Source organism: Acinetobacter sp. 766875, from assembly GCF_000582055.1.
GTDB classification, from domain to species: Bacteria; Pseudomonadota; Gammaproteobacteria; order Pseudomonadales; family Moraxellaceae; genus Acinetobacter; species Acinetobacter nosocomialis.
This window is the reverse complement of record NZ_JEXX01000002.1, coordinates 249,661-262,823: the sequence shown is the minus strand read 5'-3', so window position 1 is coordinate 262,823 and position 13,163 is coordinate 249,661. Positions and strand designations below refer to the sequence as shown.

General features: G+C 40.0%; 16 protein-coding genes. 12 read left to right on the top strand and 4 right to left on the bottom strand.

Features of this window, described 5'->3' with window-relative positions; genetic code table 11:
* The first annotated feature begins 30 nt into the window (after positions 1-30).
* The 7 genes from J576_RS03710 to J576_RS03680 all read left to right on the top strand — a co-directional run bounded on the left by J576_RS03710 (position 31) and on the right by J576_RS03680 (position 5,249).
* Positions 31-789 (top strand): hypothetical protein, encoded by a 759-nt coding sequence (locus J576_RS03710; protein ID WP_002053211.1) that lies wholly within the window; start codon positions 31-33, stop codon positions 787-789.
* Positions 790-926: 137 nt separating this feature from the next.
* Positions 927-1,499, top strand: a complete 573-nt coding sequence (locus J576_RS03705; protein ID WP_006580460.1) for an HdeD family acid-resistance protein — start codon at positions 927-929, stop codon at positions 1,497-1,499.
* 116 nt (positions 1,500-1,615) lie between these two features.
* Entirely contained in the window at positions 1,616-3,595 is a 1,980-nt protein-coding gene (locus tag J576_RS03700; RefSeq protein WP_002053312.1) for an ATP-dependent helicase, read from the top strand.
* Positions 3,596-3,668: 73 nt separating this feature from the next.
* Positions 3,669-3,908, top strand: a complete 240-nt coding sequence (locus J576_RS03695; RefSeq protein WP_002053404.1) for an RNA recognition motif domain-containing protein — start codon at positions 3,669-3,671, stop codon at positions 3,906-3,908.
* 6 nt (positions 3,909-3,914) lie between these two features.
* Positions 3,915-4,274 (top strand): ASCH domain-containing protein, encoded by a 360-nt coding sequence (locus J576_RS03690; RefSeq protein ID WP_002053243.1) that lies wholly within the window; start codon positions 3,915-3,917, stop codon positions 4,272-4,274.
* A gap of 80 nt (positions 4,275-4,354) precedes the next feature.
* On the top strand, positions 4,355-4,858 hold the full coding sequence (locus J576_RS03685) for a DUF6586 family protein (protein WP_004710685.1): 504 nt from the start codon (positions 4,355-4,357) through the stop codon (positions 4,856-4,858).
* Positions 4,859-4,970: 112 nt separating this feature from the next.
* Positions 4,971-5,249, top strand: coding sequence for a hypothetical protein (locus J576_RS03680; RefSeq protein WP_002053465.1), 279 nt, complete (start codon positions 4,971-4,973; stop codon positions 5,247-5,249).
* Between the two features lie 36 nt (positions 5,250-5,285).
* Here J576_RS03680 and J576_RS03675 read toward each other — a convergent pair whose 3' ends face one another.
* The 4 genes from J576_RS03675 to J576_RS03660 form a co-directional block, all read right to left on the bottom strand.
* On the bottom strand, positions 5,286-6,995 hold the full coding sequence (locus J576_RS03675; protein ID WP_002053504.1) for a cation:proton antiporter: 1,710 nt from the start codon (positions 6,993-6,995) through the stop codon (positions 5,286-5,288).
* Between the two features lie 147 nt (positions 6,996-7,142).
* Positions 7,143-7,298 carry a 50S ribosomal protein L33 gene (gene rpmG, locus J576_RS03670; protein WP_001205031.1) on the bottom strand — a complete coding sequence of 52 codons (156 nt, stop codon included), beginning with the start codon at positions 7,296-7,298 and terminating at the stop codon, positions 7,143-7,145.
* A 12-nt stretch (positions 7,299-7,310) separates the two neighbouring features.
* Positions 7,311-7,547, bottom strand: coding sequence for a 50S ribosomal protein L28 (gene rpmB / locus J576_RS03665; RefSeq protein ID WP_000048256.1), 237 nt, complete (start codon positions 7,545-7,547; stop codon positions 7,311-7,313).
* 167 nt (positions 7,548-7,714) lie between these two features.
* On the bottom strand, positions 7,715-9,163 hold the full coding sequence (locus J576_RS03660) for a coniferyl aldehyde dehydrogenase (RefSeq protein ID WP_004710683.1): 1,449 nt from the start codon (positions 9,161-9,163) through the stop codon (positions 7,715-7,717).
* Positions 9,164-9,275: 112 nt separating this feature from the next.
* Between J576_RS03660 and J576_RS03655 the strand changes: the two genes are divergently transcribed.
* From J576_RS03655 to J576_RS03635, 5 genes are all read left to right on the top strand, one after another.
* Positions 9,276-9,968, top strand: coding sequence for a TetR/AcrR family transcriptional regulator (locus J576_RS03655; RefSeq protein ID WP_002053350.1), 693 nt, complete (start codon positions 9,276-9,278; stop codon positions 9,966-9,968).
* A 74-nt stretch (positions 9,969-10,042) separates the two neighbouring features.
* Entirely contained in the window at positions 10,043-10,906 is an 864-nt protein-coding gene (gene purU, locus J576_RS03650; RefSeq protein ID WP_002053369.1) for a formyltetrahydrofolate deformylase, read from the top strand.
* 386 nt (positions 10,907-11,292) lie between these two features.
* A complete protein-coding gene (locus tag J576_RS03645; protein ID WP_002053518.1) occupies positions 11,293-12,048 on the top strand; it encodes an energy transducer TonB in 756 nt (251 codons plus the stop codon).
* A 45-nt stretch (positions 12,049-12,093) separates the two neighbouring features.
* Positions 12,094-12,714: a MotA/TolQ/ExbB proton channel family protein gene (locus tag J576_RS03640; RefSeq protein ID WP_002053291.1), complete on the top strand. Its 621-nt coding sequence runs from the start codon at positions 12,094-12,096 to the stop codon at positions 12,712-12,714.
* Entirely contained in the window at positions 12,714-13,118 is a 405-nt protein-coding gene (locus J576_RS03635) for an ExbD/TolR family protein (protein ID WP_002053449.1), read from the top strand. Before J576_RS03640 ends, J576_RS03635 begins: the two co-directional genes overlap by 1 nt.
* The last annotated feature ends 45 nt before the right edge of the window (positions 13,119-13,163 follow it).

Here is a 13,163-nt window from a genome sequence, read left to right as displayed (position 1 = left end):
AAGAAAATTTAATTTTTATGGGGAACAAGAATGTGGAAAAACATTCGGATTTTGTGTCTATTGATTGTTTTATTAATCGTTGCAGTTCAAGCGTGGCGTGACCAAAACCAAGACTGGAATCAGCCTATTGTTGTGGTATTGCACCCAATAAATGCGGATGGTTTACAAACCACGCAAGCTTATATTCATCAGCTACAAAACGCTGACTTCCAAACGCTTAAAAGCTATCTAAGTGAATGGTCACAGCATTATCGTGGGCAATCTAGTAACTTTGAACTTCGTTTAGGGCAGCAACTACAGCAGAGGCCGCCTGTAGTTCCTCAAAATGCCAATATCCTGAATGTCATTTGGTGGAGCTTAAAGTTTCGTTTTTATGCATGGCGACAACAACAGCCTGAAGATAGTGGTGCATCACTCAAACTTTATTTAAATTATTATGATCCAAGTTATCAAAAAGTTTTGGTGCATTCGACTGCTTTAGAAAAAGGCCGTATTGGTAGCGTTAATTTGTTTGCTACACGAGAGCAAGCCCCACAAAATCAGGTTGTTATCGTTCACGAGCTATTACACGGCTTTGGCGCAAAAGATAAATATGATTTAAAAACAGGTCAGCCGATTTATCCATTAGGCTACGCACAACCTGAAAAGGTCCCTCTTTATCCACAAACACGAGCAGAAATCATGGGTGGTCGAACACCATTATCTGAACAGACCAATAAAATGCCAAGTGATTTACAAGAAACTGTAATCGGTTTACCGACTGCTCAAGAAATTGGATGGTTGAAATAAAATTGTGGATAAATACTGTTTTATCCCCATCAATTGTTAATAAACGATGCAGATCTTATACAGACAATAAATGTGAAGTACATCACTATAATGACATTATATAAACTTTCTAATACCTGATAATAAGAGTAGCCATGATGAAAACTGTAGGTAATGATTTAGTTCGTAATCAGCTACATGCTGATCGTAAATGGTATCTAATATTAGGCTTTGTGCTCATTATTTTCGGTTTGGTGTTATTTAGCTCACTGCCATTTGCAACATTTTCGGTTGTTTTCCTATTTGGTATTTTAATGATGATAGGTGGTGTGCTGCACTTGATTGCTGCCATAAGTGTATTTAAGGGCGGTAGCCGATGGCTGTGGGCACTTTTTGGTGTGCTGTATTTAATGGCGGGCTATTACGCATTTTCTACGCCTGTGACTACGGCTGTGGTTTTAACTAGCTTATTATCAATTGCCCTTATTATTGCCGGGGTAATTCGTACTATAAATGCATTTTTATTGAGACCAATCGCTGGATGGGGCTGGACCTTATTTTCCGGGTTACTAACACTCGCTACCGGTATTTTAATTTTAGTTTCTAAAGACTCACCTTTTTGGGTGTTGGGAATGTTTTTAGCAGTAGATATTTTATTTCAGGGAATCAACTTTTTAGGACTTGCTTCTGCAATTAAACATTTGCCTTCTAGTTCAAAAACGGTTTCTTAATATAAATAACGAACAAAAGGACACCTAGGGTGTCCTTTTTTGTTTTTAGTGAGTGAAGGTCCATCTCATGGCATGGGTCTGTTAAACTAAGCCTTGGTGTTTTAGCGATATGTGTTATGAGTCTTGCAAAGTTAATTAATGAATTAAATGCTCAGCAAAAAAAAGCAGCAACTACTACAGCACAAAACTGTTTGGTTTTGGCTGGAGCGGGCTGTGGCAAGACTAAAACCATTGTTGCTCGCGCAGCTTATTTAATTGATCAGGGTTTGTCAGCCAATCAAATTCAGATTTTAACGTTCACGCGCCGTGCTGCGAGTGAAATTGTTGCAAGGGTTGAACAGCATGTTGGTGCACAAGCCAAAGGCCTTCGCGCATCCACTTTTCATACCTTTTGCATGTATTTATTGCGTCGTAATCCGCAAGCGTTTGGTTTAACCCAATTTAGTATTATTGATCGTGATGATCAGTTACTCATGTTTCGCTTATTGAGAGGCAAAGACAAAGATAATGTTTTGCCTAAAGCGGCAGAGCTGTGTGATTTATATTCTTATGCCCGAAATACGCAATCTAAGCTGTCTGAAGCGTTACTCAAGCAATTACCTGAAGCATATCAATATAAATCACAAATTGCTGAGTTAATGAAAACCTATGAACAGCGTAAAAGAGAGCGTAATTTTTTAGATTATGATGATATTTTGTCGATCGTCGCTGTTCATTTACAAAACTCAGAAGCACTGACGAACTGGGTTGCAGGCTTTTGCCAAGCTTTACTGGTTGATGAGATGCAAGATACCAACCCTTTACAGTGGGCTCTTTTGCAACCACTGATTGGTAAGGTGAAATTATTTTGTGTGGGAGATGACGCCCAGTCGATTTACGGTTTTCGTGGTGCCGACTTTGAAAACATTCATTCGTTTAAAGAGCGGATTCCAGACGCAGTAATTCATACCTTAGATCTAAATTATCGCTCGACTCAAGAAATATTAGATTTATCAAATTGGTTACTCGCCCACAGTCCAATCGATTATCAAAAACAGTTACAGGCACATCGTGGCAAAGGACAAAAGCCACAACTCCATTTGTTTGGTAATGAATTTGAAGAAGCCAACTGGATTGCACAAGACTTAATAGAGAGACACCAACAGGGCGCAAACTGGTACGATCATATGGTGTTAGTCCGCTCTGGGTACAGCGCTCGCTATTTGGAAGGTGCATTTATTGCCGCTGAAATTCCGTATCGTTTTATTGGTGGCGTAAAGTTGCTTGAATCAGCGCATGTAAAGGATGTGCTCAGTTTATTGCGTATTGTGAGTAACCCACAGGATGACTTGGCTTGGATGCGCTTTTTAACCTTATGGGATGGTATTGGTGATGTTGGGGCCAGCAAGTTAGCGCAAGAGTTAATGAGCATTAGTGAGGTCGAAGAGCGTTGTCAGCGTTTGGAGCGTCATGGAAAAGTTCCTTTACAAGCCATTTTGATTTTGAAACAACTTGATGTGCTACAGCAGCATGTTGAGGCAAGTATTGGACTAGCTCTTGATGCCTTAAGTGAACAGTTGGAGCAAAACTATAAAACTAAAGATTGGTCACGTCGCGTTAGAGATTTTGACTTGGTTAAACAACTTGCGCGTAAGCATGCATCTCTTGGTGAGTTCCTCGAAGAATATGTGCTTGAACCAATTTCAATTTCTGAAATTGAAAAAGCGGGTGATGATGATTTAGTGACCTTAATTACAATTCACTCCGCTAAAGGTGCAGAACAGAAGGTGTGTTATGTGCCACATGTCTCACCAAACCAATATCCCTATGCGCGTGCACAGGGCGATTTTGATGAAGTCGAAGAAGAGCGCCGAGTATTATATGTTGCATTAACACGGGCGGAAAATGAGTTGATTTTGACGAAGCAAAATCTCAATACATGGTCACAAGACACATATGACGAACAAGGCCGCAAAATCGAAAGCTATTTTCTAAATGATTTACCTGCTCATTTGGTTCAGGCAAAAATTCATCGTCAGGTGCCACAGCCATTCGCCAAAAAACAATGGAATACTTCACGAACAGTAAACTTAGGTTTTGGTATCGATCTTGACTAAATTACTGTATAAGACACTGTGAATACTCAAATGTATATTGGCCTTTCTTTTGATGGTCAATGAAGGTTGGAAAATGAAAATATTAGTTCGTAATTTAGATCGCTCAGTGACTGAGGCTGAAGTTTTAGAGCTGTTTAAAGCTTATGGTAAAGTTGATTCTTGTATCGTTGTAACCGATAAAGATACGGGTAAATCAAAGGGTTTTGGCTTTGTCGAAATGCCGAATCCGCGTGAAGCCATTAAAGCAATCAAGGGTCTAAATACACTTAAAGTAAAAGGTTACGGTATTCGGGTTAAGGCCGCTGAAGAGTAAGCTTTTATGCAACAATTTTTAGCTCTTTCAGTGGTTGCTCCAAATGGAACCCGTATAGCTCAGGGCATAAAAACACTTGAAGTTCGTTCATGGGTCCCTGCACAGCTACCTCTTAAAGATCTATTCATTGTTGAGAACCAAAATTTTTTAATGAATGATGGTGATGAAGAAGAGGGAGTTGCCGTCGCTTTGGTCGATGTTGATTCTATTCACGTTTGGCGAAACGATGAGATTGAACCTGCCTGTGCCACCAGTTGGAGTGAAGGATATTTCGCTTGGGTTCTAAGTAATGTACGTCCTATGAAGCGACAGTTGAAAGTTCCGGCTAAACGTAAAATTTATCAAGTCTCTCTGGATTTACCATAAATAACGTTGATTTTATCAATGGAGTCGTTAAGCTAAGAATAGCCATATTGATGGCAATTTTAGAACAGGAAAGTTTAGTTATGTCACGTGTTGCTCGTTATCATGCCGATCGTACCAATCAAAAACTCTATTTTGCGCGCCTAGCGTGTCAACAAGCAGAGCAAACTGATCATGTACAGCAGGTACAAGCGTATCGTGAAACAGCTGTCTTTCACTTGCATGGTGCGATGTTAGCATTCCTGCAAGAACTGGTACGTTATTACCGTTTAAATGACTCACAGCCGACATTAAAATCGATTGAAGAGCATATGGCGGCAAAAGGACAAGTTTCTCCTGAAGTTTCTGTTTTGCAGCAATTGGCAAAAGATGGTTTTGTTGCAGAGTTAAAGCGTGCTTACCGCATGTGCCAATATGCACCGGAACCTACTGAACCGACACCGGAAGAAGAAACTTCTTCTAATTTGATCATTAAAGTGACTCAGGGGCCACAATCATGGTTACCTGATGTGAAAATTTTGCGTGAATGGCATAGAGAGTTAAGTCATTTAATTGATGGTTTTCGTAACGAAATGGTCGAGTTCTAAAATTAAACTGTCTGAGCGCTTGAAATTTAATCCTAGTGCGCCTATATAAATAAGACGAGAGATGCAAAGTGCAAGGGTGCTTTGCCACCATGTTGAAACATGGAGGAAGTATATGTCTATACAGCAATTGAAAGAGTTATTTGGAAATCAAGAAGCAGTGTTGGAGTTAGTCCAACTCGAAGGTGGTGAGCTCGCCTTGCGTAATGCTGGTTCTGAAAAAGAGCCTTTGGTTAAAATTCAATTTAGTGATGAACTAAAAGAGATATTAGGCGAGCAAACGCCTATCGTTGCCCAGCATATGATTCAAGCTGCTTTATTTGGACTGCTAGAGAAGCAGGTTAATGAATGGCAGGCTGAAGTTGTAGATGAGCAGCCTAAATTCCTAAGTTAAAAAAAGCGTACTCTTGAGTACGCTTTTTTGTATGCGTTAATGATGTGTTGACTGATGCGCAAGCTCGATTTGATTTAAAATATGATGGCTCATATTCTTTGCCATTTCTTCTTTTGCATAGAATACTTCACCAATATTTTCATCTCGAATAACGGCGGCTTCTTCTTTACTTTCTGCACAAATTAAAACCTGAATTTGAGGGTTCAATTGTTTGGCAATATCCACAATCCGGTGGATATCTAAGATATCCATAGGGGAAATCACCAATAGTCGTGCATGCATGATATGAGCCTGAATGAGAACGCTGGGTTCAGTTGCTACACCACTTACGGCAGCAATATTTGCTTGACGTAACTTTTCTACAATTTCACGATTTTCTTCAGCAATTACGACTTTAATATTCTGATTAATTAAATTTTCAGTAATACGTCGTCCAACGCCACCATATCCTACAATTACCACTTGATCGCGTAGATAAGCCTGATCGACTTCATCTGGCAGCATGGCTAATGGGTCGCCACTACGTTCAAGAAGTCGTGCTAAATGAGAGCGTTCACGAATCCAACGTTGTACAGGCTCAATTGCCGAGAAGATAAAAGAGTTCAGTGTAATTGAGAATAAAGCACCTGCTAAAATCAGATTTTGAGCTTCTAAAGTTAATAGACCTAAAGAGACACCTAGTGTCGCCAAAATAAATGAAAACTCACCAATTTGAGCAAGGCTAGCCCCGACTGTTAAAGCAGTATTGATGGGATAGCGGAAGAATAAAACCAAGGCCATTGCAGCAAGTGTTTTACCCACCATAATAATCGCGATAACAGCCAAGATATGTAGTGGACGTTCAATAAGGATATGTGGATCAAACAACATTCCTACCGAAACGAAAAATAAAATTGAGAAAATTTCACGTAGAGGAAGAGTCTCTTCTTCTGCACGATGGCTAAAGTCTGATTCTTTTACGACCATACCCGCAAAGAAGGCCCCTAAGGCCATTGAAACGCCAAAGATAGCATAAGAGCCATAGGCGATTGAAACAGCTGCTGCTACGACTGTCAGCGTAAATAACTCTCTTGAACCTAAGCGAGCAACAAACTGCATAATGATAGGCACTACACGCTTGCCTACAATGAGCATGAACGCAATAAAGCCAATCACTTTTAATAGGGTGATTCCAAGCGTTAACCAAATGTTGCCTTCCGCGCCTGCTGGTGCTTTGCCACCAAGTAAAACTGCTGTAGCTGGAAGAAGTACTAAAACAAGTACCATTACTAAGTCTTCAACTAACAGCCAACCCACAGCAATTTTACCGTTTACAGAGTCTAAAAGACCGCGGTCTCCTAAAGCTTTTAATAAGACAACAGTACTCGCACACGATAGGCTTAAACCAAAAACCAGAGCGGAGCCAAAGCTCCAGCCCCATAACATTGAAACGCCAATACCCAGTAAAGTTGCAACAGCAATCTGTAAAATCGCACCCGGCAAGGCAATACGACGAACTTGTAAAAGATCATTTAATGAAAAATGCATCCCAACGCCAAACATCAAGAACATTACGCCGAGTTCAGCCAGTTGGTTGGCAAGATGAATATCTGCTTCTATGCCAGGGGTATTCGGACTAATAATAATTCCGGCAATAAGGTAGCCAATAAGAGGGGGAAGTCGTAGTCGGGCGGCTATATAGCCAAAAAAGAGGGCAACACCGAAACCAACAGCAAGTAAAATAATTAAATCTACGTCATGCGGCACTAAAAACTCCTTTTACGTGAGTTAGGCTAAAGACAAGCATAAAAAATGCCAAGGCGGAATATGTAGAAAGTTTAACAAAAAGGCAGGTATAAAAAAAATGCAAAAAAAAACGACTTCTTTAAGAAGTCGTTTTTTTCGACGCTAAAATTATTTGATTTTAGCTTCTTTGAAAATCACGTGTTGACGGATTTTTGGATCAAATTTTTTGATTTCCATTTTTTCCGGCATAGTACGTTTGTTTTTAGTCGTGGTATAGAAATAACCTGTACCAGCTGAAGAAACGAGACGAATCTTATCACGCATTGCTCAGACTCCTTAGATCTTTTGACCTTGAGCACGAAGGTCTGCAACAACCTTTTCGATACCCAATTTGTCAATAATACGCATACCTTTAGTGGTTAAACGAAGACGTACAAAACGTTTTTCGCTTTCTAACCAGAAACGGTGGTGGTGCAGGTTCGGCTCGAACCGGCGCTTGGTTTTGTTGTTGGCGTGTGAGACGTTGTTACCAACGACTGGACGCTTGCCGGTAACTTGGCAAACCTTAGACATGGTGTAACTCCATTGATTTAGCCAACAGCAAATCTGTGGCCAGTCATACTAAATGTAAACGGATGAATTCATTCAAGGGGCGTTTTATACCAAAAATACGATTAAAAGACAAGCGAAATTGGTAAAAACGAGGCATGATCTAGTGTAACAGATCATGCCTTGATCAGTTAACGCAACAAGGTTTTCGAAATGAAGCGATGAATTGGTTTATTGAACGGTGGAAGAATGTATTTCAAGCTATAAAGTTTTGGATTTGACATGACCGAACGTTCATGTGACAGCCCAAAAAAGCCTTCAGGTCCGTGGTATTTACCCATACCTGATGCGCCGATTCCTCCAAATGGCAAGTCATCTTGCGCAACATGGGTAATCACCATGTTAATTCCGAAATGCCCTGAATGAGTATGTTGAGAGATATAATCAGCGCGTGCCTGATCATAATCAAAATAATACATTGCTAAAGGACGCGGGCGACTATTAATAAACTCAATGACCTCTTCGATTTGGTCATATTCTAAAATTGGTAAAACAGGACCAAAAATTTCATTTTGCATAATATCCATTGCAGTTGTTACACCAGTCACTAGAGTCGGTGCAATTTTGCGGACATCATCTAAAATTTCATTTTGCGGATTAACTTCAACAATACGCGCACCTTGATCACGGGCATTTTCGAGATATCCCTGAATACGGTTGTACTGTTTATCATTAATAATAGAGGTGTAGTCTTGGTTGTTACGGAAATGTGGGTACATTCCGGCCACAATCAATTTAAAGTTTTCAATGAACTCGGCAGTTTTTCCGCGTGGCAAGAAAATATGATCTGGCGCAACACAAGTTTGGCCTGCATTCCATAGTTTACCTACAGCAATACGCTGTGCGACATCTTTCATATCTACAGAAGCATGTACCAAAGCAGGGGATTTACCACCCAACTCAAGAATAACCGGAACCAGATTTTGAGCTGCGGCTGCCATGACGGTTTTACCAACAGAAGTCGAGCCAGTGAAAATCATTTTATCGAAAGGCAAATGACTAAACGCATCAGAAATTACGCCGCCGCCATTTACCACCGCAACCAGCTCTTGTGGGAAGGCTTCAGAAAGTGCATTTTCAAGAACCTGTCCAAAATTTGGAGAAGCACTCGAAATTTTGATCATGGCATGGTTACCTGCAGCCAACGCACAAATAAGTGGACCAACAGACAGTAGTAACGGGTAGTTCCATGGTGTAATAATGCCAATTACGCCCATTGGTTGATATTGTACCCAACCTTTTGCTGGCTGATGTAATACACTGATATGGCGTTTTGATGGTTTCATCCATCCGGTCAGGTTCTTACTGTAATACTTGATTTGTTCAAGACAGGTAAGTAACTCACCAATTTTGGTTTCCATAATGGCACGATTGCCATAATCAAGGTTAATTGCTTCGGCAATCTGATCTTGATATTTTACCAAGACTCTTTTAAGACGAGCTAAACGATCAATACGCTCTTTAGCAGTGGGTACCGGATGACGTAAGTAGGCAATCTTTTGCTGCTCAAGCAAATCTTGTAAATGCTTAACATCATAAGGAACCTGAGTCTCTGGATTTGTTTTTGTTTGACTGTTCATCGGTACTTACCAAATATACTGATATACTTATTTTTTAGAGTAAATACTCTAAAGAGTCAAGTTGGTTTCTGTGTGCAAGTCTTAACCATATGAATTAACGAAGGTTATTAAAATGTCTCTACCTAAAGCTTTGAAGACAAAAGACCGGATTTTACAAATCAGTTTGCAGCTTTTTAATGAGCGTGGCGAACGGTCTGTCACTACCAATCATATTGCTGCAGAGTTGGGCATTAGTCCTGGAAACTTGTATTATCACTTTCGAAACAAGCATGAAATTATTAAAGAATTAATGTATCAATATCAGGTCGAGACTTTGGAAATGCTATCTTTACCTGAAGACAGACCATTAACGACCAATGACAAAATTAACTATTTTCAAGTGCTCAGCGGTCAGTTATGGAACTATCGTTTTATTCATCGTGATGTTTATCACTTAGTTGAAAGTAACGAAGACTTTAAGAAGATCTATCCGCGATTTGCGGGGCAGGTGATGCAACAAGGACAACGAATTTATCAGGCCTTTGTTGATGCAGGACTTATGAAAATGACAGCTTCTGAAATTGAAGCTTTAATTATTAACCTTTGGATTGTCTTAACGAACTGGACCAACTTTCTATATATGTCTGGGCATATTAGTGACAACAATCACCTTGAAGAGAAATGGGTCTGGCAAGCATTACGTCAAATGGTTTTCTTAGAAGGGCCTTATTTGATGGGTGAAAGCCGTGCGACTTATGAACAATTGTTAGAATCACTTGGACCCTCTGATCTTTTTGCAAGCTTGTCATCCTTAAAAGATGAATAGTTGTGCTTGTTTATTTAGAGCGCTAGAATACTCGGCTTATCAAAATTTTGTCTCAATTAAGTGATATTAACCAAATGAATATGACCACTGCCAATACAGCCCGTTTACTGATTACTTGTGAAGACAAGCCTGGGATCGTACAGGCTGTATCGAGCTTTTTGTACCACCAAGGTGCAAACATTACCGCGCTTGATCAGTATGCGACGGAAGCTCAAGGCGGGCGTTATTTCATGCGTGTTGAATTTGAACTTGATCATTTACAGTCACGTAAGGATGCTTTAATTCAGACTTTCGCTGCAAATGTTGCTGAACGTTATGGCATGCAATGGCGTCTTGCTTTTGTAAATGACGTTAAAAAGGTTGGTATTTTAGTTTCTAAAGTCGACCATGCTTTGCTTGAGTTATTGTGGCGCCATGCTCGTGGTTCTTTACCTTGTGAAATTACCCACGTTATTTCTAACCATGAAGATTTACGTGAAGCAGTTGAAAACTTTGGTATTCCGTTTACTGTGATTAAGGTAACTAAAGACAATAAAGCAGAAGCCTATGCTCAAATTCATGAAATGATGCAGGGTAATGACTTATTAGTTCTAGCGCGTTACATGCAGATTTTAAGTGAAGATTTCGTTTCTAAATGGGAAATGAAAATCATCAATATTCACCACTCATTCTTACCTGCTTTCGTTGGGGCAAATCCATATAAGCAAGCCTATGAAAAAGGTGTGAAGTTGATTGGTGCAACAGCTCACTATGTGACTGCTGACCTAGACCAAGGCCCAATTATTGAGCAAGACGTTGAACGTGTGAGCCACGATTATAATGTTGAGCAGTTACGTGAGCTTGGGGAAGATGTGGAACGTAATGTGTTAGCTCGTGCTGTTAAATGGCATTTAGAAGACCGAATCATTGTAGATGGTAATAAGACGGTTGTTTTCTAATTACCTCATATTTTTAAAAGCACACTTTTGAGTGTGCTTTTTTATGGCTAAAATAAAATTAAAATGTTATAACATAACTATGATTTGAGGTTTCATTGATTACGTTCAATATAGTTGCTTAATGTTTTTTTAAGTTGAGCACGATTTGATAAGTAGTATCTGAAACCAACAAGTTTTAGTGCATTGTCTAAACATGAGAAAAGTAAAGTGATATCACTTTATGAAGTTAGATCGCACAATACTGAAAGTGTTTTCGCAAAAAAAAGTAGTTGCAAATGAAAACACTTCTCATTTATTATTGTGGCACTTTATTGTTCTATCCGATGTTTGAAATCGTTTCTATAAATTGAAGTCGACTTCATCATCCATTAGGTAATTAGATTCTTATGAGTCAATCTTCCGCAGCCTTAAACTCTCCCAATCCGATGAAAAAGAAAGTCATCACGGCACTAATTGCGGTTGCAATTGGTCATATCGGGGTCTTATGGGCAGTTAGCCACATTAAGCCTGCTGAACTAAAGCCAATTGATAAGAAGCCTTTACAAGTCCGCTTTGTAAAAATTCAAGAACAACCAAAACCTTTACCACCGAAACCGAAAGAACCGCCTAAAAAGCCGGAACCTAAAAAAGAAGTGAAAGAAGTTAAGGTTGTTGAGAAACCTGTGACTCCGCCTAAACCAGTGGAAAAAATTCAGCAGGTGAAAAAGGCTGAAACTCCTAAACAAGCAGTAAAGACAGAACCTAAAGTTGAACCAAAAGTAGTGACCCCAACGACTACTGTGACTGAAAAAGTCGTTGAAAAGCCAAAGCCAGTGGTACAAGAAGCACCTAAAGCTCAACCTGCGCCAGATCCATCACCAAAACATGTTTCAATTGGTGGTTCAGGTGTGCAGTGGAGCCGTTCACCACGTTTGACTGTTTCACCAAAAGATTTACAAGGCGAAGCGCGTTCGGTTGTTGTACTGATTGAAGCCGATGAAAAAGGCAAGATTACTAATGTGCGCGTAACCCGAAGCAGCGGCATTTCAAGTCTAGATGACAAAGTAGTCCGTGCTGTACGTGGTGCAAAATTTAAACCTTATATGGAAAACGGTGTTGCTTATCCAATTAAAGCAGAGCAACCGTTTGATTTAACCCCTTAAACGAAATTTGAGTCCCAACGGCTAACCTTAATCAGGAGTTCGAATATGAACTTTTCAATCTATTGGCAACATGCAGATGCAGTGAGTAAAACCCTGTATTTCATCTTATTGGCAATGTCGATTGCTACCTGGACAGTTTTCATCTTACGTTTGATGGGGACTCGCCAACTAAAACAACAAGCTTATGCTCAACTCTCTAAAGCTATTAGTTCGCTAAAAGCGAAGTTACAGCCTTTGAGTTTTGAACAGCGTAAAGCAGTTGCAGAGCAAGCATTATTGCGCCAAATTTCTGCTGAAAAAGTCAATGCTGAGAAAGGTATTTCTGTTTTAGGAACAATTGCTTCAATTGCACCATTTGTTGGTTTGTTTGGTACAGTATGGGGTATTTTCCACGCGTTGGTTGCTGTAGGTAAGAGCGGACAAGCAGGTTTGGCTCAGGTGGCTACACCAGTAGGTGAAGCACTTATTATGACTGGTCTTGGTCTTGCAGTTGCGATTCCTGCGGTATTGGCTTATAACATTTGTGTACGTGCTAATCGTGGTCTTGCTCATGATTTACAAGATCAAGCACACAGTTTGTTAATCGACACCATGTTGCAGCAAGACTCAACTGTAAAGTCTGATGTTAAAACTGCAGAGCAAAGTTATGTTGGAGGTCAAGCTTAATGGCTTTTCAATTGGGTGAAGACCACGATAGTGGCATAAATGAGATGAACCTCATTCCGCTAATCGACATTATGTTGGTGTTAATGATCATCTTTTTGGTCACAGCAACAGTTGCCAACCCATCGATTCCATTAACACTGCCTAAAACAACTGCTGAAATTATTGATCCACCACCAAAAGCAATTACGATTAGTATCAATGCAAATGGTGAAGTGGCTTGGGATACTCAAGTAATTAGTCTTGATGAGCTTCAAAAACGTTTCCAAGAAGCAGGTCAAGGCGCGGTTAAACCTACCGTTCAACTTCGTGCTGATAAAGAGTCGAAGTACGATACGGTAGCTCAGGTAATGTCTCGCGCCAGTGAAGCCGGACTGAGCGATATTGCCTTTGTAAGTGAAAACTAAAATTTAGTTTACTCAATAAAAAAGCAACCAAGTCGGTTGCTTTTT